This window comes from Xanthomonas sp. NCPPB 3582 (assembly GCF_041475735.2).
In the GTDB taxonomy this organism is placed as follows: domain Bacteria; phylum Pseudomonadota; class Gammaproteobacteria; order Xanthomonadales; family Xanthomonadaceae; genus Xanthomonas; species Xanthomonas codiaei.
The window spans coordinates 995,885-1,018,474 of the sequence record NZ_CM192968.1 but is presented as its reverse complement, the minus strand read 5'-3'; the positions used below and the strand labels follow the sequence as shown (position 1 = coordinate 1,018,474).

The 22,590-nt window shown below is 66.5% G+C and carries 17 protein-coding genes and 1 other RNA gene; 11 read left to right on the top strand and 7 right to left on the bottom strand.

The window, feature by feature from the left end; all coding sequences use genetic code 11:
* Positions 1 to 14 precede the first annotated feature (14 nt).
* From ACCQ05_RS04400 to ACCQ05_RS04390, 3 genes are read right to left on the bottom strand one after another with little or no spacing between them, the layout of a single operon-like run.
* Positions 15 to 1,064, bottom strand: a complete 1,050-nt coding sequence (locus ACCQ05_RS04400) for an ABC transporter substrate-binding protein (protein WP_372393927.1) — start codon at positions 1,062 to 1,064, stop codon at positions 15 to 17.
* The gene (locus ACCQ05_RS04395; RefSeq protein ID WP_372393035.1) at positions 1,064 to 2,449 is read right to left on the bottom strand and encodes a sensor histidine kinase N-terminal domain-containing protein; all 1,386 of its coding nucleotides are present in this window, start codon (positions 2,447 to 2,449) and stop codon (positions 1,064 to 1,066) included. Before ACCQ05_RS04395 ends, ACCQ05_RS04400 begins: the two co-directional genes overlap by 1 nt.
* Entirely contained in the window at positions 2,442 to 3,143 is a 702-nt protein-coding gene (locus ACCQ05_RS04390; RefSeq protein ID WP_372393034.1) for a response regulator, read from the bottom strand. Before ACCQ05_RS04390 ends, ACCQ05_RS04395 begins: the two co-directional genes overlap by 8 nt.
* A 256-nt stretch (positions 3,144 to 3,399) precedes the next feature.
* On the opposite strand from ACCQ05_RS04390, the gene ACCQ05_RS04385 reads away from it, so the two are divergent.
* The 5 genes from ACCQ05_RS04385 (at position 3,400) to ACCQ05_RS04365 (ending at position 8,615) form a co-directional block, all read left to right on the top strand.
* Positions 3,400 to 4,593 (top strand): OprO/OprP family phosphate-selective porin, encoded by a 1,194-nt coding sequence (locus ACCQ05_RS04385; RefSeq protein WP_372393033.1) that lies wholly within the window; start codon positions 3,400 to 3,402, stop codon positions 4,591 to 4,593.
* Between the two features lie 217 nt (positions 4,594 to 4,810).
* The gene (locus ACCQ05_RS04380) at positions 4,811 to 6,139 is read left to right on the top strand and encodes a CitMHS family transporter (RefSeq protein ID WP_372393032.1); all 1,329 of its coding nucleotides are present in this window, start codon (positions 4,811 to 4,813) and stop codon (positions 6,137 to 6,139) included.
* 319 nt (positions 6,140 to 6,458) lie between these two features.
* Positions 6,459 to 7,199 (top strand): acetoacetyl-CoA reductase, encoded by a 741-nt coding sequence (phbB, locus tag ACCQ05_RS04375; protein ID WP_064510408.1) that lies wholly within the window; start codon positions 6,459 to 6,461, stop codon positions 7,197 to 7,199.
* 189 nt (positions 7,200 to 7,388) lie between these two features.
* Positions 7,389 to 7,464: non-coding RNA, sX9 sRNA (locus ACCQ05_RS04370), on the top strand.
* Positions 7,465 to 7,583: 119 nt separating this feature from the next.
* Positions 7,584 to 8,615: a LacI family DNA-binding transcriptional regulator gene (locus ACCQ05_RS04365; protein ID WP_372393031.1), complete on the top strand. Its 1,032-nt coding sequence runs from the start codon at positions 7,584 to 7,586 to the stop codon at positions 8,613 to 8,615.
* Between the two features lie 315 nt (positions 8,616 to 8,930).
* Here ACCQ05_RS04365 and ACCQ05_RS04360 read toward each other — a convergent pair whose 3' ends face one another.
* Positions 8,931 to 10,256, bottom strand: a complete 1,326-nt coding sequence (locus tag ACCQ05_RS04360; RefSeq protein WP_372393030.1) for an MFS transporter — start codon at positions 10,254 to 10,256, stop codon at positions 8,931 to 8,933.
* A gap of 266 nt (positions 10,257 to 10,522) precedes the next feature.
* On the opposite strand from ACCQ05_RS04360, the gene ACCQ05_RS04355 reads away from it, so the two are divergent.
* The 3 genes from ACCQ05_RS04355 (at position 10,523) to ACCQ05_RS04345 (ending at position 16,134) form a co-directional block, all read left to right on the top strand.
* Positions 10,523 to 12,979 carry a TonB-dependent receptor gene (locus ACCQ05_RS04355; protein ID WP_372393029.1) on the top strand — a complete coding sequence of 819 codons (2,457 nt, stop codon included), beginning with the start codon at positions 10,523 to 10,525 and terminating at the stop codon, positions 12,977 to 12,979.
* Between the two features lie 34 nt (positions 12,980 to 13,013).
* Complete coding sequence (locus tag ACCQ05_RS04350) at positions 13,014 to 14,933, top strand: alpha-amylase family protein (protein ID WP_372393028.1); 1,920 nt, start codon at positions 13,014 to 13,016, stop codon at positions 14,931 to 14,933.
* 280 nt (positions 14,934 to 15,213) lie between these two features.
* A complete protein-coding gene (locus ACCQ05_RS04345; RefSeq protein WP_506191537.1) occupies positions 15,214 to 16,134 on the top strand; it encodes an IS110 family transposase in 921 nt (306 codons plus the stop codon).
* 153 nt (positions 16,135 to 16,287) lie between these two features.
* On the opposite strand, the gene ACCQ05_RS04340 is transcribed toward ACCQ05_RS04345, so the two are convergent.
* From ACCQ05_RS04340 to rsgA, 3 genes are all read right to left on the bottom strand, one after another.
* The gene (locus ACCQ05_RS04340; RefSeq protein WP_372393026.1) at positions 16,288 to 16,968 is read right to left on the bottom strand and encodes a type 1 glutamine amidotransferase domain-containing protein; all 681 of its coding nucleotides are present in this window, start codon (positions 16,966 to 16,968) and stop codon (positions 16,288 to 16,290) included.
* A 151-nt stretch (positions 16,969 to 17,119) separates the two neighbouring features.
* Positions 17,120 to 18,382, bottom strand: a complete 1,263-nt coding sequence (locus ACCQ05_RS04335; protein WP_228962470.1) for a flavohemoglobin expression-modulating QEGLA motif protein — start codon at positions 18,380 to 18,382, stop codon at positions 17,120 to 17,122.
* Positions 18,382 to 19,473, bottom strand: coding sequence for a ribosome small subunit-dependent GTPase A (gene rsgA, locus ACCQ05_RS04330; RefSeq protein WP_372393025.1), 1,092 nt, complete (start codon positions 19,471 to 19,473; stop codon positions 18,382 to 18,384). The genes ACCQ05_RS04335 and rsgA overlap by 1 nt, the downstream gene beginning before the upstream one ends.
* A gap of 152 nt (positions 19,474 to 19,625) precedes the next feature.
* Here rsgA and ACCQ05_RS04325 point away from each other — a divergent pair, with 152 nt between their 5' ends.
* The 3 genes from ACCQ05_RS04325 (at position 19,626) to ACCQ05_RS04315 (ending at position 22,485) form a co-directional block, all read left to right on the top strand.
* The gene (locus ACCQ05_RS04325; protein WP_372393024.1) at positions 19,626 to 20,897 is read left to right on the top strand and encodes a pyridoxal phosphate-dependent aminotransferase; all 1,272 of its coding nucleotides are present in this window, start codon (positions 19,626 to 19,628) and stop codon (positions 20,895 to 20,897) included.
* Positions 20,897 to 21,559, top strand: coding sequence for an SGNH/GDSL hydrolase family protein (locus ACCQ05_RS04320; protein WP_372393023.1), 663 nt, complete (start codon positions 20,897 to 20,899; stop codon positions 21,557 to 21,559). Before ACCQ05_RS04325 ends, ACCQ05_RS04320 begins: the two co-directional genes overlap by 1 nt.
* 254 nt (positions 21,560 to 21,813) lie before the next feature.
* Complete coding sequence (locus ACCQ05_RS04315) at positions 21,814 to 22,485, top strand: methyltransferase domain-containing protein (RefSeq protein WP_372393925.1); 672 nt, start codon at positions 21,814 to 21,816, stop codon at positions 22,483 to 22,485.
* Positions 22,486 to 22,590: the final 105 nt, after the last annotated feature.

Genomic DNA, 22,590 nt, shown 5'->3' with positions numbered 1-22,590 from the left:
ACGATGCCGTTGCCCTAACGCGGCGGCTGCGTGCTCGCGCGCCAGGCATCCAGGAACTGGCGGCGCTTGAGTTTGTCCAGGTAGACCAGCAGGCCGGGGCCGAGCGGGATCGGCCGGAACGGGGGTTGCGCCGAACCGCCGCGCCCACCGGCCGCCGGCAGGATCGGCATCAGCCGCGCTTCGCGCGACAGCACCTGCTGGCCGCGCGGCGACAGCAGGTAGTCCAGGAACCTGCGCGCCTCCGGCGCATGCGGTGCGGTCTTGGGAATCACCGCGGTGCGTAGCGCCACCAGCGTGTAGTCCTGCGGCTGCACGATCCCCAGTGGCGCGCCGGCATCGATGCGGGTCTGTGCGTAGGACCCGAGCACGTTGTAGGCCAGCAACAACTCGCCGCGGCTGACGCGATCGAGCAAGGTGCCGGTGCGCTCTTCCAGCCTGACCTGGTTGGCCCCCAACGCGGCCAGCAGCGCGCCGGCAATGCTGCCCACCTGGCCGTCCTGGGTGGCGAACAGATAGCCCACGCCGCTGCGCTCCACATCGTAGGTGCCCACCTTGCCGCGCAATGGCGCATCCGATGCGCGCAGCAGTGCCAGCAACTGGCGCCGTGTGCGCGGCACCCGCGCCGGATCGAGCTTGCGCGTGTTGTAGACGATGGCCACCGGCTCGTAGCTGATGCCGAATACCTCGTGCCGCCATTGCGCCCAGGCCGGCAACGCCTCGGTCTGCGCCGAGCGGTGCGCCAGTGCGTGGCCATCGTTCACCAGCTTGGTCTGCAGGTCCATGCTGGCGCTGATCAGCATGTCCGCCTGGATCGCGTTTCCGCCCGGGTGCAGGTAGTGATCGTAGATGTCCCAGGCGATCACGTCCTCGTACACCACTTCGGTGCCGGGATGCAGGCGCTGGTAGTCCTGGATCACTGCCGCGAATACTTCCAGGTCGGTGGAGCCCTGCACGCGCAGCTGCGCCTGCGCCACACCGCGTGCGGGAAACCGCCGCACCTCGCCCGGCGCCGCAGCGGCAACACCGTGCAGCAGCAACAACACCAATAGCCATGCCGTGCGCATCATGCTGCTCCTCCAGGAAAATGCAGCGAGGCGATCAGGCCGCCACCGATCCGGTTGGCCAGGTCGATGCGCCCGCCATGCGCCTGCACCACGCGCTTGACGATGGCCAGCCCCAGCCCGGCGCCACCGGCAGGTGCGTCCGGCCCGCGTACGAATCGCTCGAACACGCGCTCGGCTTCGGCGGCCGGGATGCCGGGGCCATGGTCGGCGATGGTCAGCACGTGCTGTTGGCCGTCACTGGTCAGTGCCACCTGCAGCGGCGCGCCACCGCCGTACTTGCAGGCATTGTCGATCAGATTCTTGAGCGCTTCGCGCAGCAGCAGCGCATCGCCGCGCAGCAGCGCCGGTTGCGGGTCGATGGCCAGTTGCACGCGTGGTGCGCCTTCGCTGCGCGGCAAGGCCTCGTGCAGCGCCTGGTGCAGTACCTCGGCCAGGTCCACGGTAGCGAAGCGCTGCAGGTTGGCGCGATGGATCACGCTGGCATCGCTGAGCAACTGGTTGAGCAGGCGGCTCATGTGGCTGGCGTTGCGCTCGATCGCGGCCAGGCTGCGTTGCATCTCGCGCGGGTCGTCGTCGTCCATGGCCAGCTGCGCCTGCGCACGCAAGGCGGCCAGCGGCGTGCGCATCTGGTGCGCAGCTTCGGCCATGAAGGCACGCAGGGTCTCGTTGCTGGAGGACAGCCGCGCCATGAAGCGATTGAGTGCGGTCACCATCAGCTGCATTTCCTGCGGCGCCGGCACGCTCAGCGGCTTGAGGTCGGAGGGCTCGCGCCGCGACAGATCGCGCTCGATCCGTTGCAACGGCCGCAACGCGCGGTACACGCCCAGCCACACCAGGCCCAGCGCCAGCAGCGACAATACCCCGATCGCGATCAAGGCGTTGAGCACCACATCGCGCGCCACCGCATCGCGCGCGCGCCGGGTCTGGCCCACCTGCACGCGCACCTCGCCCTGCTCGGAGGCCGAAGCCACCCGATGCATCACCACCGCAAAGCGCACCGGCTCGCCGCTGTACTGCGCATCGAACAGCACCGGCCGCTCATCGCTGGGCGCCTGCGCTGGCAAGGGCAAGCTGTCCTCGCCGGTGATGGTGCGGCCCTGGGCATCGAAGACGCGGTAGAACACGCGGTCTTCCGGCGCCATGCCGAGCAGGTCCAGCGAGGCATACGGCAGATCCACCTGCCAGTCGCCACCGACCAATGCCACGCTATCGATGATGGACAGCGCCGACGACACCAGCAGGTGATCATAGGAACGATTGGCCGCGCGCTCGCCGTAATCGCGCGCAGCAAAGAACAGTACCACCGCGCCCAGCAGCGACAGGCTGCCCAGGTACAGCAGCAAGGTGCGCCGGATCGACGGCGCCACCGTCAGCGGCTCAGCCATCGCTACCCGGCTCCACCGGTGCATGCGGATCGGCTTCTTCCAGCTTGTAGCCAGCACCGCGCACGGTGACGATGCGCAACGGCGCGCTTGCCAGCTTGCGCCGCAGGCGGCCGACATACAGCTCGATCGCATTGGGCCCGGCATCGTCGTCGAAACCGAACAGGCCATTGCCGATCTCGTCCTTGCCAACCACCTGCCCGAGACGGCCGATCAGGATTTCGAACAGGCGATATTCGCGGTTGGGCAGTTCGATCGGCGCGCCATCGAGGGTCACCGTATGCGCGGCGTTGTCGAACACGAATCCGCCGATCTGCACTACCTCGCTGGCCTGCCCACGATTGCGCCGCAGCAGCACGCGACAGCGCGCTTCGAACTCGCGGAAATCGAACGGCTTGCCCAGGTAGTCGTCCGCGCCCACATCCAACGCCTGCACGCGGTCCTCGATGCCATCGCGCGCGGTGAGCATCAGGACCGGCGTGGTATCGCCACGCTCGCGCATCCCGGCCAGCACGCGCAGCCCGTCGAGCTTGGGCAGGCCGATATCCAGCACCACCAGATCAAAACTCTGATACCGCAACACACTCGCCGCCGCCAACCCATCGGCCTGCCAATCCACCGCATGCCCGCTACGACGCATCCGCCGCACGATGGCATCGGCGAGGTCGGCATTGTCTTCTACCAGGAGCAGGCGCATGCGGCAGGGATTCGTGAATAGGGATTGGGGATTGGTAACAGCGCTTGGCCGCGGCGGGAAGGTAACAGGCCGTGCACACAAAAGCTTGCCGCAATTGCGATTGTGCTCTTGCCAATCCCCAATCCCGACTCCCCAATCCCCGCCCCTCCACGACAGGTCCATGACAGCTTCGCCGGACTAGGCTGCTGCCACCGCGCCGCGGCGGTTTGTGCGGTGCATCGCTGAACGTGATTCACACATGTACCTGGGAGGGTCTGTGAGCAACGACACCTTGCGTCTGCGTGCCTTCACTGCCTGCGCTGCGCTCTGCCTGGCACCGGCGGCATATGCGGCCGATGACGAAGGCCCGGTCACCGCCGAAGTGGGCGGGCGTATCCACTGGGATTTCACCGTGTTCGATAACGACGAACGCGGCACGCCCGAGCGCAACGACACCCAGTTCCGCCGTGCCTGGCTGGATGTGGCCGGCAAGTTCTACGGTTTCAACTACAAGGCCGAAGCCGAGTTCGCCGGCCTGCAGTACGAACCCGGCAGCCGCGGCATCCTGGCGCGCGACGTCTATGTCGCCAAGAAATTCGCAGCCGGCACGCTGACCGTGGGGCAGTTCAAGCAGTACTTCTCGCTGGACGACCGCACCGGCTCCAACTACGGCCCGTTCCTGGAACGCGGCTACGCCTCGACTACGCTGGCGCCGATCTACCGCAAGGCGATCTCCTGGCAGGCCAATCGCCCGGATGCGACCTGGTCCACGGCGCTCTACAGCCTGGAAAGCATCGACAATTCGGCCACCAAGGGTGGTGCACTGGGCACGCGCCTGACCTTCGCACCGGAAATGGGCGAGGCGCGCCTGCGCCATCTGGGTGTCTCCCTGGCGCACGAGCGCTACGCGCACCCCGGCAGCGCCGGCACGTCGCCGCTGCTGATCCGTCCGCGCCCGGAAAACGATCTGGCCAACAACAGCCGCATCACCCTGGCGCGGTTTGCCGATGGCCGCGATACCGATTTCGACAAGTGGTCGCTGGAATATGCCGAAGTGCTGGGCCCGTGGTCGTGGCAGAGCGAATTCAGCGGCGGCCTGCTCGACGATGGCAGCCAGCATGCCAAGGTGCTGGCCAGCTATGGTCTGGTCAGCTGGTTCGTCACCGGCGAATCGCGTGGCTACGACCGCAAGACCGGCCGCTTCAGCCGCATCGCCACGCCCAATCACCGCCATGGCGCGTTCGAACTGGCCTTGCGCTACGACTACATGCGCGGCGACCAGCACCTGGATGGCCAGCCCAATTTCATCAATGCCAGCACTCAGTCGTGGACGCTGGGCGGCAACTGGTATTTCAAGCCGAACCTGCGGGTGATGCTCAACGTCATCGATAGCCGCAACCGCGACCGCACCATGGATGCGGTGGTGGACCATACGCTGGCGGTGACCGGCCGCTTCCAGTACGACTTCTGATGCATCGCATCGTCGCGCCCATGGTCACCATCACGGCTGCATGCAGCATGGCTCTGCGGTCACGGCGCCGCCCCTGCGGCGAGGCGATGCGTCTTCAACACGCAGACGCACATGCACTGCCCTGCGCACCTGCACATCCGTCTCGCCATCGCCGTGCCCTCTGCGCTGCGCTGTGTTTCACCCTCCCCCTGCTGCACGCCCCAAAGGATTCGCCCGCATGCTGACCGCGCTCGGTTTCGGAATGGTGATCACCTTCATGTACCTGATCATGAGCAAGCGGCTGTCGCCGCTGGTGGCTCTGATCACGGTGCCGATCGTGTTCGCACTGCTGGGCGGCTTCGGCACCGGCATCAACGAGATGATGCTCGACGGCATCAAGAAGATCGCGCCCACCGGCGTGATGCTGATGTTCGCCATCCTCTACTTCGGGGTCATGATCGATGCCGGCCTGTTCGACCCGCTGGTCGGGCGCATCCTGCGCCTGGTCAAGGGCGACCCGCTGAAGATCGTGATGGGCACGGCGATCCTGGCGATGCTGATCTCGCTCGATGGCGACGGCTCCACCACCTACATGATCACCGTGTCGGCAATGCTGCCGTTGTACCAACGCCTGGGCATGAACGCACTCAACCTCACCTGCGTGACCATCCTGGCCAGCGGCGTGATGAACCTGACCCCCTGGGGCGGTCCCACGGCGCGTGCGGCCACTGCCCTGCATGTGGATCCGGCCGATGTGTTCGTGCCGCTGGTACCGGCCATGCTGCTGGCCATTGCCGGCATCATCGCGTTGGCGTGGTACCTGGGCATGCGCGAACGCCGCCGCCTGGGCGTGGTGCGCCTGCCGGCCGACGGCAACTGGCTGGAAACCAGCCTGCCCGACGACAACGACGCCCTGCCGCGCGTGGAAGACACCGACGACATCAAGCGCCCCAAACTGCTGTGGGTGAACCTGGTGCTGACCCTGGCGCTGATGGGCGCACTGGTGGTGGGTGTGCTGCCGATGCCGGTATTGTTCATGATCGGCTTCGCGCTGGCGCTGATGATCAACTACCCCAACCTGGCCGAACAGCGCCGCCGCCTGGTCAACCATGCAGGCAACGTGTTGTCGGTGGTGTCGCTGATTTTTGCTGCCGGCATCTTCACCGGCATCCTGTCCAACACCGGCATGGTCGAAGCGATGTCGCGCAGCTTTCTGGCGGTCATCCCGGACAGCTGGGGCCCGTATCTGGCGGTGATCACCGCCATTGTCAGCATGCCGTTTACGTTCTTCATGTCCAACGACGCGTTCTATTTCGGCGTGCTGCCGATCCTGTCCGAAGCCGCCGGCCACTACGGCATCACTCCGGTGGAAATGGCGCGCGCCTCGCTGGCCGGCCAGCCGGTACATCTGCTCAGCCCCCTGGTGCCCTCGACCTACCTGCTGGTGGGCCTGGCCAAGGTCGACTTCGCCGACCACCAACGCTTCACGCTGAAGTGGGCGGTGTTGATCTCGATGCTGATGTTGGCGGGCGGGTTGGTGTTTGGTCTGTTTCCGTTGGCGCGCTAGCGCACGCCGGGATTCGGCATTCGGGATTGGGGATTCGCAAGAGCCAGAGCGAACCAATGCCCGCTGTTACGAATCCCGTCACCCCCAATCCCGAATCCCAAACTCCGAAGGAGTGACACCAATGACTCTCCGCATCGCATACGTCACCAGCGGCATGGGCAGTGTGGAATTGGTACTTGGTCAGTTTTCGTCGACGCGCTGACTCCCGCCGGGATTCGGCAGTCGGGATTGGGGATTCGCAAGAGCCAATGCCGCTGCCCGCTGTTACGAATCCCGTCATCCCCAATCCCGAATCCCAAACTCCGAAGGAGTTACACCAATGACTCTCCGCATCGCATACGTCACCAGCGGCATGGGCAGTGTCGGTACCGCGATCTGCCAGAAACTGGCGCGCAGCGGGCATACCGTGGTCGCCGGCTGCGGCCCCAATTCGCCGCGCAAGTCGGCCTGGCTGCGCGAGCAACGTGAGCAGGGCTTCGATTTCGTCGCCTCCGAAGGCAACGCCGCCGACTGGGACTCCACCGTGGCCGCGTTCGCCAAGGTCAAGGCCGAAGTCGGCGAGATCGATGTGCTGGTCAACAACGCCGGCGGCAGCCGCGACACCTTGTTCCGGCAGATGAGCCGCGACGACTGGAACGCGGTGATCGCCAGCAACCTGCATTCGCTGTTCAACATCACCAAGCAGGTGGTCGACGGCATGACCTCGCGCGGCTGGGGGCGCATCGTCAACATCGGTTCGGTCAGCGCGCACAAGGGCCAGATCGGGCAGATCAATTTCGCCACCGCCAAGGCGGCCATGCATGGCTTCAGCCGTGCACTGGCGCAGGAGGTCGCCTCGCGCGGAGTCACCGTCAACACCATTTCGCCCGGCTATATCGCCAGCGCCTCGATCAGCAGCTTTCCACCGGACGTGCTCGACCGCCTGGCCACCTCGGTGCCGGTACGCCGCCTGGGCAAGCCCTCGGAAGTGGCCGGCCTGTGCGCCTGGCTGGCCTCCGACGATGCCGCGTACGTCACCGGTGCCGACTATGCGGTCAACGGCGGCCTCTACATGGGTTGAGCGGGCGTACGATTGGCTGCGCTCGCGCGTTACGCGCAACACGCGCCCCGCGCACGGCTGCATGCCTCGCTGCCCGCCCGCCCTGCACGCCCGGCGCTGTATCTGCGGGAGCGCCAATCAGACTAAGAGAGCAGCTAGCAAAACGACTGCGCTCACCGCCAGGCGGGCGCGGTCGGTGCCCGGTGCGGCGTGTACCGCTCGTACACTGCGGTTCCTCCGCGCCGTGCGCACCCACCTGACGAGCGCTCGCTACGTTTTGTCAGCCGCTCCAGGAGATCCGTGCGCGTGTGCGCCCTGCCCGCGCGCGCAAGCGGCCGCCACCGCGCGAACGACCCGCCACTAATGCGAACTGATTACACTCTGGCTTTTCCGCAGTGCGCTGCCATGGCCAAACCTTCAGAACGCACCCCATCCAATGCCCGCCCGCAGATGGCCGACATCGCCCGCATGGCAGGTGTGTCCGAGTCCACCGTGTCGCGTGCATTGGCCGGCAGTCCGGTGGTGGCCGAGCGTACCCGCGCCTACATCAAGCAGATTGCCGCCGATGCCGGCTACCAGGTCGACCCGGTGGCGCGCAGCCTGCGCGCCAAACGTTCCAACACGGTGAGCGTGGCAGTGCCGATGATGCATGCGCTGGATCAACCGCTGTCGGACCCGTTCCTGATGACCATGCTGGCGCTGCTGGCCGAAGAACTCACCGGCCGCGGCTACAGCATGCTACTGTCCAAGCTGGACCGGCATCAGGATGGCTGGGTGGAGCAGCTGGCCCGCGGCAGCCGCTCCGATGGCGTGATCGTGCTGGGGCAAAGTTCCGAACACGCCGCGCTGGACGAAGCCGCACGCGAGGGCCTGCCGATGGCGGTGTGGGGCAGCCGCATCGAAGGGCAGTCGTACATCAGCGTGGGCAGCGACAATTTCCAGGGCGGCGCGCTGGCTACCGAGCACCTGATCGCCAGCGGCCGCCAGCGCATCGCCTTCCTCGGCGATGACCAGCTACCGGAGGTGGCGCCGCGCTTTGCCGGCTATCGCCACGCGCTGGAACGGCACGGGCTGGAGTTCGACACCAGGCTGCATGCGCGCAGCCATTTCGTCAGCGAGGATGCCTACCGCCTCACTCGCGCCATGCTCAAGAAGACCGACCCGCCGGATGGCCTGTTTGCCGCTTCCGATGTGATTGCCGTGGGCGCCATCCGCGCCCTGGTAGAAGCCGGCCACCGCGTGCCGCAGGACATCTCGCTGGTGGGGTTCGACGATATCCCGCTGGCCGCCTACAGCCAGCCACCGCTGACTACGGTGCGGCAAGATCTCCACTTGGCCGCGCGCCTGCTGGTGGACAGGCTGTTGGCGCTGATCGCGGGCGACACAGTGGAATCGGTTGAAATGCCCGTGAAACTGGTGGTGCGCGAGTCGGCGTGAGGCGGGGATTTGGGATTTGGGATTTGGGATTTGGGATTTGGGATTTGGGATTTGGGATGCGGGATTTGGGATTCGGGATGCGGGATGCGGGATGCGGGATGTGGGATTGCGGGATTCGGGATCGCGGATTGGGATCGCGGATTCGGAGATACCAGCCGGCAGCCCGCGTCCTTCTCCCGCCTGCGGGAGAAGGTGCCCGAAGGGCGGATGAGGGGGGCGGGCGGCCAGTCGGTCCACCGTACTCGGCAACCCAGTCAACCCGGCAGGCATGCGCGTCTGGCATCTTCGGCAGCCGGCGATGTCAGCCAGGTATTGCTACGAATCTGCCAAGATCACTTTCGACTTGTGGACGCGCACGCACAGCATCGCCACCGCCGCGGCCAGCATCAGCGCACCAGCCAGTTGGATCACGTTGCGTGGGTCTCCGTGCAATAGCCGGTCGTAATACAGCGGCAGGGTGACGATCTGGATCAGCATCGGCAGCACGATGAACAGGTTGAACAGCCCCATGTACACGCCGGTGCGCTCGGGCGGAATGCTGTCGGCGAGCATCAGGTAGGGGTTGCCCATCATGCTGGCCCAGGCCAGGCCAATGCCGATCATCGGCAGCAACAGCAGCCAGCGGTTCTCGATGCCCGGCAGCATCCACATGCCGATGCCGGCCGTCAGCAGGCACGCCGCATGCGTGTACTTGGGGCCGAAGCGCCGCACCACCGGCACCATCGCAAAGGCCGCCAGGAACGCAACGAAGTTATAGAAACCGCCGATCTGCCCATTGACCAGGCCCGCCTCGCGGAAGCCGTGCGAGGTGGCGTCGGTAGTGCCGAACAAGCTCGTCGACAGCGATAGCACGATGTATTGCCAGTAGCAGAAGATCGCATACCACTGGAACAGCATCACCGGCGCCAGCTGGCGCATGGTCGGCGGCATGTCGCGCAACGCGCTGCCGATCTCGCGCACCACCGCGCCCAGGCCGGCACCGCGCTGGCGCATGCGCGCGATCTCGGCCGGCGGGATGACCGGTTCGCGCACGCTGCGCGCGGTGAGCAGGATGGAGGCGGCCGAGAATCCAGCGCCGATCACGAACGCGGCGATGGTGACGTAGGGAATATGGTGCGCATTGGCCGCGTCCTGGTTCATGCCCATCCACACCAGCAGCGGCGGGGTGAGATACGCCAGCGTCTGCGCCAGGCCGGTGAACGCGCTCTGGGTGAGATAGCCCAATGGCCGCTGCGGCGGCGCCAGCACATCGCTGACCAACGCACGGTACGGCTCCATCGCCACGTTATTGGCCGCATCCAGCACCCATAGCAGGCACACCGCCATCCACAGCGCGGTACTGAACGGCATCGCCAGCAGGCACAGGCTGCACACCAGTGCGCCCAGCACCATGTACGGCATGCGCCGGCCCCAGCGCGTCACCGAGCGGTCGCTCCAGGCACCCACGAACGGCTGCAGCACCAGCCCGGTGATCGGTCCGGCCAGCCACAGGTACGGCAGGCTGGCATGTTCGGCGCCCAGATAGTTGTAGATCGGGCTCATATTGCTTTGCTGCAGCCCGAAGCTGTATTGCACGCCGAAGAAACCGGCATTGAGCGCCAGGATGCGCGCGAAGGAAAACGGAGACGCGGTCGACGACATGCAGTGCCCTGGGCATCGGTGCGGCACCCAATGGCCGCAGCGCACTGTACCTTGCCGTCTCTGCAATCGATTGTAACGCTGCGCTGCAACAGATTTCCCCATCGCCATGTGCGCCTTAAAAGTCTAGCCACGATGCTGCAGCGCAAGATTGCAATCGATTGTAGTAGAGCGTATTACTGCGCTCGCACTGCAGGCCACACGGCCGGCCCCTGGGAGGGGACGATGCAGGCGTCGGCCTACCACCACCTGTGAGAGAGAGAATCGCGATGTCCACCTTGCACACCCTGCGCCTGCATGCCCTGGCCTGCGCGGTCGTTTCCTGCCTGTGCGCGCCCGCCGCGCTGGCACAGGACACGCCAGCAGCCGCGCCCGCCACACCGCCGGCTGCCGACAGCGCCGCGGTCAATCTGGACTCGGTGTTCGTCACCGGCACCTCCACCGCCACCACCAAGTTGAAGTCCAGCGTGTCGGTCAGCACCGTCGGCGCCGAGGCCATCGAACAGTCGGCACCGCGCAGCACCGCGGAAATCTTCCGCAACATTCCCGGCATCCGCTCCGAGTCCAGCGGCGGCGAAGGCAATGCCAACATCGCCGTGCGCGGCCTGCCCGTTGCTTCGGGCGGCGCCAAGTTCCTGCAGTTGCAGGAAGACGGCCTGCCGGTGATGGAGTTCGGCGACATCGCCTTCGGCAACGCCGACATCTTCCTGCGCTCGGATTTCAGCCTGGACCGCATCGAGGCGATCCGCGGCGGCTCGGCCTCGACGTTCACCAGCAACGCGCCCGGCGGCATCATCAACTTCATCAGCAAGACCGGCGACACCGCAGGTGGCAGCGTCGGTGTCAGCCGCGGTCTGGACTACGACAACACCCGCATCGACTTCAATTACGGCGCCCCGTTTGCCGAGCAGTGGCAGTTCAACATCGGCGGCTTCTTCCGCCAGGGCGATGGCGTGCGCGATGCCGGCTACAGCACCGACAAGGGCGGCCAGCTCAAGGCCAACCTCACCCGCCTGTTCGACAACGGCTACGTGCGCCTGTACGGCAAGTATCTCAACGACCGCGCCGCCGGCTATCTGCCGGTGCCCACCTCCGTACGCGGCCGCGACGGCTCGCCGGACCTGGGCGGCTTCCCCGGCTTCGATCCCGGCAACGACACCTTGTACAGCCGCAATTTCCGCACCGATGTCGGCCTGGATGGCAACAACCGGCCACGCCGCACCGACCTGGGCGATGGCATGCACCCAATCTCGCGCACCATCGGCGCCGAAGCCTGGTTCGACCTGGGCAACGGCTGGAACCTGAGCGAGAAATTCCGTATCGCCGACAACAGCGGCCGCTTCGTCAGCCCGTTCCCGGCCGAGGTCACCGATGCCGCATCGCTGGCATCGTCCATCGGCGGCACCGGCGCGCAGCTGGTGGAAGCCAGTGGCCCCAATGCCGGCCAGGCCTACACCGGCAACGCCATCCGCACCCATCTGTTCAATGTCGCCATCAACGACCTGGGCAACGTCACCAACGACCTCAGCGTCTCGCGCGAGTTCGGTGGCGACGGCCGCACCCTCAACCTGCGCATGGGCTACTACACCTCGCGCCAGACCATCGACATGGACTGGACATGGAATTCCTACGTGCAGAGCCTGGGCCGCGACTCGCGCCTGCTCAACGTGGTCGACGCCACCGGCGTGTCGCGCTCGCAGAACGGCCTGTACGCCTATGGCACACCATTCTGGGGCGATTGCTGCATCACCCGCAGCTACGACGTGCGTTACGACGTCAACGCACCGTATGTGGCACTGACCTTCGACAGCGGCAAGTTCAGCATCGACGGCAGCCTGCGCTACGACATGGGCGATGCGCGCGGCAGCTACACCGGCACCGCCATCGCGCAGAACCTGGACGTCAACGGCGATGGCGTGATTCAGCCGGTGGAACAGCGCGTGGCCACCGTGGACACCGCCAACGCGCGGCCGGTGGACTACGACTGGAACTACCTGTCGTATTCGCTGGGCGGCAACTATCTGATCACCGATGACCTGGGCGCCTTCGCACGCATCAGCCGCGGCGCACGCGCCAACGCCGATCGCCTGTTGTTCGGCGTGGTACGCGACGACGGCTCGGTATCCTCCGATGAGGGCGTCAACGTGGTGCGCCAGGCCGAAGCCGGCCTGAAGTGGCGCCGCGACGGGCTGAGCCTGTTCGCCACCGCGTTCTCCGCACGTACCCAGGAGCAGAACTTCGAAGTCACCAGCCAGCGCTTCTTCAACCGCAGCTACCAAGCGCACGGCGTGGAACTGGAAGCCAGCTACCGCCATGAAGGCTTCACCGTCAACGGCGGCCTGACCTGGACCGATGCGGAGATCTCCCGCGACCAGATCACCCCGGAGAACACCGGCAACGTGCCGCGCCGGCAGGCCGACGTGGTGTGGCAGCTCACGCCCAGCTACCGCGGCGATGGCTACCAGTTCGGCGTCAACCTGATCGGCACCACCGATGCCTACACCCAGGATTCCAACCAGTTGAAGATGCCGGGCTATACCCAGGTGAACCTGTTCGGCGACTACCGCGTGACCGACGCGCTCACCGTGGCGCTCAACGTCAACAACCTGTTCAACACATTCGGCCTGACCGAAGCCGAAGAAGCCACGATTCCGGCCAATGGCATCATCCGTGCGCGCTCGATCGCCGGCCGCACCACCAGCATCAGCCTGCGTTACGACTTCTAAGGACCCCGTGCCGGGCGCTGCCCGGCCGCTGCCAATGAGCACCTCCCCCACCGATCTCACCCCATGGCGCGCGGCATTTGCCGCGCCGCTGGATGCAGCGCAGGCAGGCGCGCTGCTGGCGCGCTTCGATCGCCACGCACCGCGCCTGCTGGCGGCGCTGCACACGCTGTATGGCGAGCGCAGCGACTATGCGCAATGGCTCATGCACTGGCTGGCTGCGCTTGGCCGTAGTGCGCAGCAGCGTCCGCAGGCGCTGCAGCAGCTGGACGCAACGCGCACTCCTGGCTGGTTCGGCGAGCAGCACATGCTGGGCTACAGCGCCTATGTGGACCGCTTTGCCGGCACCCTGCAGGGCGTGGCCGAGCACGTGCCTTACCTGCAGGAGCTGGGCGTGCGCTACCTGCACCTGCTGCCGTTCCTGCGCGCACGCGCCGGCGACAACGACGGCGGCTTTGCCGTCAGCGACTACGGTCAGGTCGACCCCAGCCTCGGCAGCAACGACGATCTGGTCGCACTCACCACACGGCTGCGCGAGGCCGGCATCATCCTGTGTGCGGACTTCGTGCTCAACCACACTGCCGACGACCATGCCTGGGCCCGCGCCGCACGCGCCGGCGACACGCGTTACCTCGACTACTACCACCACTTTGCCGACCGCCAGCTGCCCGACCAGTACGACGCCACGCTGGTGCAGGTCTTTCCGCATACCGCACCGGGCAACTTCACCTGGGTACAGGACACCGGGCAGTGGATGTGGACCACGTTCTACCCGTATCAGTGGGATCTGAACTGGAGCAACCCGGCAGTGTTCGGCGAGATGGCGCTGGCCTTGCTGCAGCTGGCCAACCTGGGCGTGGAAGCCTTCCGCCTGGATTCCACCGCCTACCTGTGGAAGCGCCCCGGCACCAACTGCATGAACCAGCCCGAGGCCCACACCATCCTGGTGGCGCTGCGCGCGGTGGCCGATATCGTGGCGCCGGCGGTGGCGATGAAGGCCGAAGCCATCGTGCCGATGGCCGAATTGCCGCCGTACTTCGGCAGCGGCGCCAACCAGGGCCATGAGTGTCACCTGGCCTACCACAGCACGCTGATGGCGGCAGGCTGGTCGGCACTGGCACTGCAACGCGGCGATATCCTGCATCAAGTCATCAGCAACAGCCCGCCGCTGCCGGCCAACTGCGCGTGGCTGAGCTATGTGCGTTGTCACGACGACATCGGGTGGAACGTGTTGCAGCACGAAGCGGCAGGCAATGCCGCGCAGCCGCCCTTCGCATTACGCGATGTCGCGCGCTTCTATGCCAACGAGGTGCCTGGCAGCTACGCGCGCGGCGAAAGTTTCCAGAGCAGCGGCGACGGCGTGCACGGCACCAATGGCATGGCCGCGGCGCTGACCGGCATCCAGGCGGCCGTTGAAAGCGCAGATGCAGCAGCAGTGGCACTGGCGGTGGACCGGCTGATCCTGCTCTATGCGCTCGCCCTGGCAATGCCTGGCGTGCCGCTGATCTACATGGGCGACGAACTCGGCTTGCCCAACGACAGCAGTTACCGCAGCGATCCCGAGCGCCGGCACGAGGGCCGCTGGCTGCACCGGCCGGCGATGGACTGGCAACGCGCGGCGCAGCGTCATGACGACAGCAGCCTGGCTGGGCAGATTTATCAGCGCCTGCATGCGTTGATCCAGCAACGCGCAGCACTCCCGGCACTTGCTGCAGATCACCCGCTGGGCAGTGTGAGACTGGCTGACACGCAGTTGTTTGCGCTGACGCGTGGCGAGGGCTTTCTCGCCCTCCACAACTTCAGCGATCGACCGCTGCACGCGGAGCTTGCGGGCAAGGTCAACGGCCGTTGGCGGGTGTTGGGAGACCGAAGCGAACCAGGTGCAGCACCGCTGGGCGATGACATGCACCTTGTACTGCCCGGGTATGCAGTGCGCTGGTTGCAACGTATCGATTGATCGATGCGGGTGCGGCGGCTTGGCTGGTGCATCGGCCTGGCTACTGCATCGGCCGTACCCTCACCCCAACCCCTTATCTCTTGGCGATCTGCCAGATTAGGCGTCGAGAGCCGGCGTGGTCGACCGATAGCCCACAGGTCTGAGTGACCGCGGGAGAGCGAGGTCGCCACGCCGGAATCTCCTGGCAAACGCCCGAACAGTTGCTCGAGTAGGCGCTCGTAACGATAAGGCTGGGCTGCACAGGAGAGCTCTCGACCCTTGGAGCATAGCGGAGTTATCCATGAACGACAGTGCAGGAATCGATGTCTGCAAGCAGTGGCTGGATGTCCATATTCACCAGCTGCGTCAGGGGCGGCGCTTTGCCAACAACGCTGCGGGCCTGCGCCAGGTGTGCGCCTGGCTGGGATCCATGGAGCTGCATCAGGTGGTGCTGGAGGCAACCGGCAACTATGAGCAGATGGCGCTGGACGCATTGCATGCGGCCGGCCTGCCGGTGGTGCGCATCAATCCTCGGCAAGGGCGCGACTTTGCCCGGGCAACCGGGCAACTGTCCAAGACCGATCAGCTGGATGCACGGGTGCTGGCGCAGATGGCAGCAGTGCTGAGCTTGAGGCGCTATCAGCCGCTGGAGGACTGGCGCCGGAGGTTGCGCGCCTACCAGCAGCGCCGCATGCAGGTCCTGGCGCTGGTGCAGCAGCAGCGCCAGCAGGTGTCCCAACTGAGCGATGCGTGGCTCAAGGAGCAGGCGCACTGCGGTTTACGGCAATGGCAGCAGCAGTTGAGTGAATTGGACGCGCGCATTGCCCAGCAGGTGGCTGCACGTCCGGAGCTGGAGGTGCTGCGTCAGGTCAAAGGGGTCGGCCCGGTCCTGCTGGCGAGCCTGGCGGCGCAGTTGCCGGAGTTGGGCCGCTTGACCGGCAAGGCGATCGGCAAGCTGGTCGGGGTGGCGCCGCTGGCACGCGATAGCGGCCTGATGCGCGGGGTCCGCCACATCTGGGGTGGACGGGCCTGCGTGCGCCAGGTGCTGTACATGGCGACGCTGGTGGCGGTGCGCTTCAACCCGGCACTGCGCGCCTTTTACCAACGGCTGCGTGAGCGCGGGAAGGCCGGCAAAGTGGCCCTGGTCGCGGCAATGCGCAAGCTGCTGGTCATCCTCAACGCCAAGATGCGAGATCAACTGGCGGCTGACGCCGCCGGTTGATCAAGACAGTTGCTCTCCCGGCGGGAGAGGGGCGTAAGGAAAGTGCCTTCTTCGGCCTGATGCCCCCGCTATTCCTTCTCCCACCGGGAGAAGGTGGCGCGTAGCGCCGGATGAGGGTGCGGTATGCGGCGCTACCACGCTGCAGGCGTCGACTCAGCGCTTCAGCAGCTCCAGCAGGGTCTGCGCGGTCTTCTCCGAGGAGGCCGGATTCTGTCCGGTCACCAGCGTGCCATCGGTGACCACGTGCACGCCCCAGTCGGCGCCCTTCTCGTAGCGGCCACCGAGTTCGGTCAGTACGTCTTCCACCAGGAACGGCACGATCTTGGTCAGGCCCACGCCCTCTTCCTCGCCATTGGTGAATCCGGTGACGCGGCGCCCGTTGACCAGCGGCTTGCCATCGCTGCCCTTGACCCGACGCAGTGCGCCCGGCGCATGGCAGACCAGGCCATGCGGTTTGTCGGCCTTTGCAAAGGCCTCGATCAGCGCGATCGAGTGCGCGTCTTCGGCCAGATCCCATAGCGGTCCGTGGCCACCCGGGTAGAACACGGCGTCGAAGTCCTCGGCCCTGACGTCGGCAAGGCGATGGGTCGTGGCCAGGGCCTGCTGCGCGGCACTGTCCTGCTTGAAGCGCTTGGTCGCCTCGGTCTGCGCATCGGGCTCGTCGCTCTTCGGGTCAAGCGGCGGCTGGCCGCCCTTGGGCGAGACCAGGGTGATGTCGGCGCCAGCGTCCTTGAAGACGTAATACGGCGCGGCGAACTCTTCCAACCAGAAACCGGTCTTCTTGCCGGTGTCGCCAAGTTGGTCGTGGGACGTGAGCACCATCAGGATCTTCATCGCATTGCCTCGCGTTGTTGCCCATCTCGGGCGAGACAGCCAGTGTGCAGTTCAGCCCGTTGCAGCGTCGTGTAGAGCGCGTGGCAGGCAACGTATTTATTCAGAGATGTAGTAACTGCATCATGGCGGCGACGCTGCGGCGCTCCACTGCTCACACATTGATCGCCGGCGGCTGCAGCTGGTCCATGCGGATGCGATTGGCGAACAACGAGAACGCCAGCATGCCGGCCAGCCCACTGGCGCGGCTCACCCACGGCGGTAGCCAGCGCGGCGCCACCAGCACACCACTGTCGAACAAGGGCGCAAACCGCGCCACATCGCCCAACGCCATCTTGCCGGCAAACAGCCAGCGGCACAGCTGCAGCTGGTCGCGCTGCAAGGCATGCCGGAAGAAGGTGTGCACCGCCACCAGCCCGCGCAAGTAAACGGTGTCCTTGGTGAACGCACCGCCGCCCTGCGTGGGCACGCCGCGGAACACCCGCTGCGCCGAAGAAAAACTTTCCGCCGCGTTCTGCCCGCCAGTGGTGAAATAGCGGAACACCTCGATGAAATCCGCGCCTGCACGCGCCATCGCAATCGCCTCGATGCGCATGCTGATGCGCTTCATGCGTTCGATGTCGATGCTGCCGGTGATCTGCTCGGCAAAGGTCGCCAGACCTTCCTGTGTTGCGGTGGTGCGCGGCGAGGAAATGCCCAGGCTGGGCAGGTGCAGCTGCGCGCGCCCGTTGAGCGCGGTGAGCGAATGCACCAGCGCCTCATGATGGAACAGCTGCGCGCGGTCGTAGTCGCTGAAGGTGGCGCCGCTGCGCAGGCGGATGCGGTGCGCGCCGGCCGCCGCCTTGGCGAGCAGATCCGGATCCAGCGTCACGGTGATCACGCGCCCTTCGAAGAAGCCGTCCAGATCGTTCTGCAGTTGCATGCGCAAGGCGGTGGCCGAGACCGGCACCTGCTCTTCCGGCGCCAGCAATTCGCGGTCCAGCTCCTGCGCGATCTGGATGAAATGTCGGGCGGCTTCGCGCGTGCTCGGGCCATTGCCCGGCATCGGGTCGTCGGGCACGCCGAACAGCTGCGCCGAATAATCGCTGACCGCCGCGGTGCCCAGCGACTCCAGCAGGCCGGCGGCCAGATCCCAGCTATGGGTCGAATCGATCAGGTAGGCGCCGATCGGATGATGCGGATCGGCCGCCTTCGCAATCGCCGAGAGCTCGCGCCGGGTATCGCCAAAATCCAGTACCGGATACGCCACCTGCGGCAGCGCCGGTTGCCCGCGCGCCACGCTCTGCAGAAACGGCTCCTGCAATGCGCGTGGCCAGCTCGCCAGGGCGAGCAGGCGCACACCGCGAACGGCCTTGACCAGACGCGCATCCAGCGCCGCGTGATGGACGATGTCCGGCGGGCCCTTGCGCGATGGCATCAGCGCCGCCCGGGACGGTCGACGCTGGCCGGCCGCTTGCCCGAGCCCTTGCCGCGCGTGTTCTGCGCCACGCGGGTGGCGAGTTTTTCGGCCGCGCTGGCCACTTCCACACGCAGCTTCATGTAGTTGGCAACACGCTCCGGATCCAGGTCGCCGGCTGCGATCGCCGCCTGCACCGCGCATCCCGGCTCGGCAATATGCGCGCAGTCGTTGAAACGGCACTGCGCCGCCAGCGCCTCCACATCGGAGAAACCGCCTTCGGCCAGATCTTCCTCACCGGTGGGCTTGAGCTCGCGCATGCCGGGCGTATCGATCAGGCACGCACCGGTGGGCAACGGAATCAGCGCACGATGCGTGGTGGTATGCCGGCCACGCGAATCGTTTTCGCGCACCGCGTTGGTCTTCATTTTCTCGGTGCCCAGCAAGGTGTTGGTCAAGGTGGACTTGCCCGCACCGGACGAGCCCACCAGCACCGCGGTGCGCCCATCGCCTAGCCAGGGCCGCAGTGCGGCCACGCTCTCCGGGTCCTTGGCGTTGACCGCACGCAGCGGGATGTTCTGCGCCTCCAACTCCTCCAGTACCGCCAAGGCATCCTCGGCGTACTCGGTCTGGTCGGCCTTGGTCAGCACCACCACCGGCTGCGCACCGCCGCCCCCCACCAGCAGCAGGTAGCGCTCGATGCGCCGCGGATTGAAGTCCGCATCCAGCCCGCACACGATGAACACCGTATCGATATTGGCCGCGATCACCTGCTGGTGGTAATGCTCACCGGCCGCCCCGCGCTTGATCGACGTGCGCCGCGGCAGCAGCGCCACGATGCGCTTGCCCTCCATCAGCACCCAATCGCCCACCGCCGCCCGCTCATGGCTGGGAAAGCGCGGCCGCTGCCACTCCGGCAACGACTCGGCCTTCAGGCTGGCTTCGGGCGTATCGGCCACCACATAACCGGTGCGGTGCTGCTCCACCACCCGCGCTGGCAGCGCCTGCGGATGCGCAGCGAACACCGCCTGCCAGGCCGCCTCCTCCGGCGGCCCGGGCCAGGGCCAGCCGATGGATTGGAGGGTGGGGTAGTCGGGGGAAGGCGTGCTCATGGGGGGATTCTAGCTGGCTGGCCGAGGCAGCCTGTGCACTGAGCACGCAAGCGGGTCTGCGGCGCCCCTTGACATCGTTGCCGATGCAAGCATGTCCGCCTGTCATATTTCCGCTACCATGCCAAGCCTCACGCCTACAACCGGCCCGCCGTATGTCCACTGCCCCGCAAAAGCCGCTCGCCATCCGCGAGCGTCTGTCCGAAGTCCGCTACGAAATCCGGGGCGAACTGGCGCGGCGAGCGCGGGAGCTGGAGGCCCAGGGCCGCAAGCTGATCAAGCTCAATATCGGTAATCCGGGCGCATTCGGGTTCCGTGCGCCGGAGCATCTGCAGCGCGCGATCGCCGACGACATGGGTCGCACCGATCCCTACACCCATCAGCAGGGCCTGCCGGAAGCGCGCGAAGCCATCGCCACCGCGTATTCGCGCCGCCAGCACCCCGATGCGCACCCCGACCGGATCTTCGTCGGCAACGGCGTCAGCGAGCTGATCGACCTTTCGCTGCGCGCCCTGCTAAACCCCGGCGACGAAGTGCTGGTGCCCTCGCCCGACTACCCGCTGTGGTCGGCGGCCACCATCCTCAACGACGGCCGCCCGGTGTACTACCGCTGCGCGCCGGAGAACGGCTTCCAGCCGGATCCGGTGGAGATCGAGACGCTGGTGTCCTCGCGCACCCGCGCCATCGTGCTGATCAACCCGAACAACCCCAGCGGCGCCAGCTACTCGCGTGAGTTGCTGGAGCGCATCGTGGCGATCGCGACCAAGCACAACCTGCTGCTGATGGTCGATGAGATCTACGACCAGGTGCTTTACGACGGTGCGGCATTCGTGCCGGTGGCACCGCTGGCCGGTGCGCATCCGTGCATCACCTTCAGCGGCCTGAGCAAGGTGCACCGCGCCTGCGGCTGGCGGGTGGGCTGGGCGCTGCTGTCCGGCGAGCAATCGCGCATCAACGACCTGCGCAACGCAATGGACCTGCTCGGCGCCTTGCGCCTGTGCGCCAACGTGCCGGGCCAGTACGCCATCGATGCGGCCGTCAACGGGCCGGACACCATTTCGGCGCTGTGCGCGCCGGGCGGCCGCCTGTATGAAACCCGCCGTGCGGTGATCGAGGCCTGTGCGGCCAGCGCGCATCTGCAGCTGGTGGCACCGGCCGGTGCGTTGTATGCATTCCCGGCGGTGGTGGGCGCGGCCGCGCGCAACTTCGACGATCACGCGTTCGCACTCGATCTGATGAACGAGGAAGGCGTGCTGGTGGTGCCCGGTTCCAGCTTCAACGTGCCGTATCGCCATCACTTCCGCGTGACCCTGATGCCGGAAGCCAGCGTGATGCGCGACGTGTTCGCACGCATCGACCGGGCATTGACACGCCGTGCGGAAGCCGTGACCAAGGTCGTGCCACTCAAGTCGCGCAGCGTCGCCTGATGGCGGCGTCTGCTGCGCCGCTACGCTATCTGGCGCTCGGCGATTCCTACACCATCGGCGAAGGCGTTGCCCCAGCGCAGCGGTGGCCGGTACAGCTGGTCGATGGGTTGCGTGCCTACGGTTGGAACGTGGCGCCGCCGCAGATCATCGCCACCACCGGCTGGACCACCGACGAGCTGCAGGCCTGTCTCGATGCGGCCGCGCCGCAGGGTCCGTTCGATCTGGCAAGCCTGTTGATCGGGGTCAACAACCAGTACCGCGAGCGGTCACTGTACGAGTACCGCAGCCAGTTCGATGCACTGTTGCAGCGCGCGATCGAACTTGCCGGCGGCCACGCCGCACGCGTGCTGGTGCTGTCCATTCCCGATTGGGGGCTGACGCCGTTCGCACGTGCGCAAGGCCGCGATGCCGGCCTGATTGCGGCGCAGATCGATGCGTTCAACGCTGTGGCGGCGGAGCGCTGTGCCGAGCGCGCAGTCCGCTTCGTCGATATCACACCGACCAGCCGCGACGGCGGCGATGCGGTGGAGATGCTGGTCGGAGATGGCCTGCACCCCTCGGCTGCAATGTATGCGCGCTGGGCCGCGTTGGCCTTGCCTGCGGCGCGCGATGCACTGGGCGCAGTCGGTTCGGTGGACTCCATCGGCTCTCTGCCGGTCTAGCCAGCCGCCGCACCCGGCGCTCGCGCGCGAGGCGGAAGACTCATTCGGCCACGGCTCTGCCGCTCTCGTACGCAGCGCGAGACTTGTGTCTGCCGATGCTCTCCAGCGCTGCTGCCAGCACGTCCTGGCCTGTCCAGGCGAGTGGCAGAAACGCCAAACCCGGCCTAGCCCAATCGCGGCGCCAGGCCCTAAGCTACCCGCGCAGCACGCCTGATTGCCAAGGAACGACATTGCATAGCCCCGCTACCCAACCGATGAGCCGCGCACAGGCGCTGGCCATTGCACGCGCCTTCCTGCCCCCGCATCCGCTCGGCAACCGCTACGACTACTACTACACCCAGGCCAAGCTGCGCACCGACCCGCTGTATCCGGGCGTGCTGGCGCAACTGCGCAGCACCACCGCGCCGGTGCTGGACCTGGGCTGCGGGCTGGGCCTGCTTGCCCATGCCCTGCGCGCCGATGGCCAGGTGCTGGCGTACTACGGCGTGGATGTGGATGCCTCCAAGATCCGCCGCGCGCAGCACATCGCGCAGCGCTCGGCGCTGGGCGACACCCGATTCGAAGTGGTCGACCTGAGCCTGGCATGGCCGCAGCACCAGGGCAGTGTGACCATCCTGGATGTGCTGCAGTACCTGCAGACGGACATGCAGGCTGGCTTGCTGCGCAGCGTGGCGCAGATGCTGACCCCCGGTGCCAAGCTGGTGATCCGCAGCGCCCTGGGCGACGACAGCCGGCGCGGCCGCACCAGCCGCGTCACCGACGTGCTGGCGCACCTGAGCGGCTGGATGCAACGCATGCCGCGCAGCTACCCAACCCGCGACAGCCTGCAGGCGCAGCTGGATGCCGCAGGCCTGCGCGCCACGTTTGCGCCGCTGTACGGCAATACGCCGTTCAACAACTGGCTGATCGTGGCCGAGCCGCGCTGAGCGCGGCGGTCTTGGCAAGACCAGTGCAAGCAGACCCGGTGGCTGCATGCACCGTCTCCATTGCTGACCTGCGCAGCCGACGCGCGCCGCGCTACCCCTTAAAGC

Excerpts from the sequence above, each read along its gene's own strand:
- ACCQ05_RS04400 (WP_372393927.1), bottom strand. The coding sequence starts at position 1,064 with ATGCGCACGGCATGGCTATTGGTGTTGTTGCTGCTGCACGGTGTTGCC.
- ACCQ05_RS04395 (WP_372393035.1), bottom strand. The coding sequence starts at position 2,449 with ATGGCTGAGCCGCTGACGGTGGCGCCGTCGATCCGGCGCACCTTGCTG.
- ACCQ05_RS04390 (WP_372393034.1), bottom strand. The coding sequence starts at position 3,143 with ATGCGCCTGCTCCTGGTAGAAGACAATGCCGACCTCGCCGATGCCATC.
- ACCQ05_RS04380 (WP_372393032.1), top strand. The coding sequence starts at position 4,811 with ATGCTGACCGCGCTCGGTTTCGGAATGGTGATCACCTTCATGTACCTG.
- phbB (WP_064510408.1), top strand. The coding sequence starts at position 6,459 with ATGACTCTCCGCATCGCATACGTCACCAGCGGCATGGGCAGTGTCGGT.
- ACCQ05_RS04365 (WP_372393031.1), top strand. The coding sequence starts at position 7,584 with ATGGCCAAACCTTCAGAACGCACCCCATCCAATGCCCGCCCGCAGATG.
- ACCQ05_RS04360 (WP_372393030.1), bottom strand. The coding sequence starts at position 10,256 with ATGTCGTCGACCGCGTCTCCGTTTTCCTTCGCGCGCATCCTGGCGCTC.
- ACCQ05_RS04355 (WP_372393029.1), top strand. The coding sequence starts at position 10,523 with ATGTCCACCTTGCACACCCTGCGCCTGCATGCCCTGGCCTGCGCGGTC.
- ACCQ05_RS04350 (WP_372393028.1), top strand. The coding sequence starts at position 13,014 with ATGAGCACCTCCCCCACCGATCTCACCCCATGGCGCGCGGCATTTGCC.
- ACCQ05_RS04345 (WP_506191537.1), top strand. The coding sequence starts at position 15,214 with ATGAACGACAGTGCAGGAATCGATGTCTGCAAGCAGTGGCTGGATGTC.
- ACCQ05_RS04340 (WP_372393026.1), bottom strand. The coding sequence starts at position 16,968 with ATGAAGATCCTGATGGTGCTCACGTCCCACGACCAACTTGGCGACACC.
- ACCQ05_RS04335 (WP_228962470.1), bottom strand. The coding sequence starts at position 18,382 with ATGCCATCGCGCAAGGGCCCGCCGGACATCGTCCATCACGCGGCGCTG.
- rsgA (WP_372393025.1), bottom strand. The coding sequence starts at position 19,473 with ATGAGCACGCCTTCCCCCGACTACCCCACCCTCCAATCCATCGGCTGG.
- ACCQ05_RS04325 (WP_372393024.1), top strand. The coding sequence starts at position 19,626 with ATGTCCACTGCCCCGCAAAAGCCGCTCGCCATCCGCGAGCGTCTGTCC.
- ACCQ05_RS04320 (WP_372393023.1), top strand. The coding sequence starts at position 20,897 with ATGGCGGCGTCTGCTGCGCCGCTACGCTATCTGGCGCTCGGCGATTCC.
- ACCQ05_RS04315 (WP_372393925.1), top strand. The coding sequence starts at position 21,814 with ATGAGCCGCGCACAGGCGCTGGCCATTGCACGCGCCTTCCTGCCCCCG.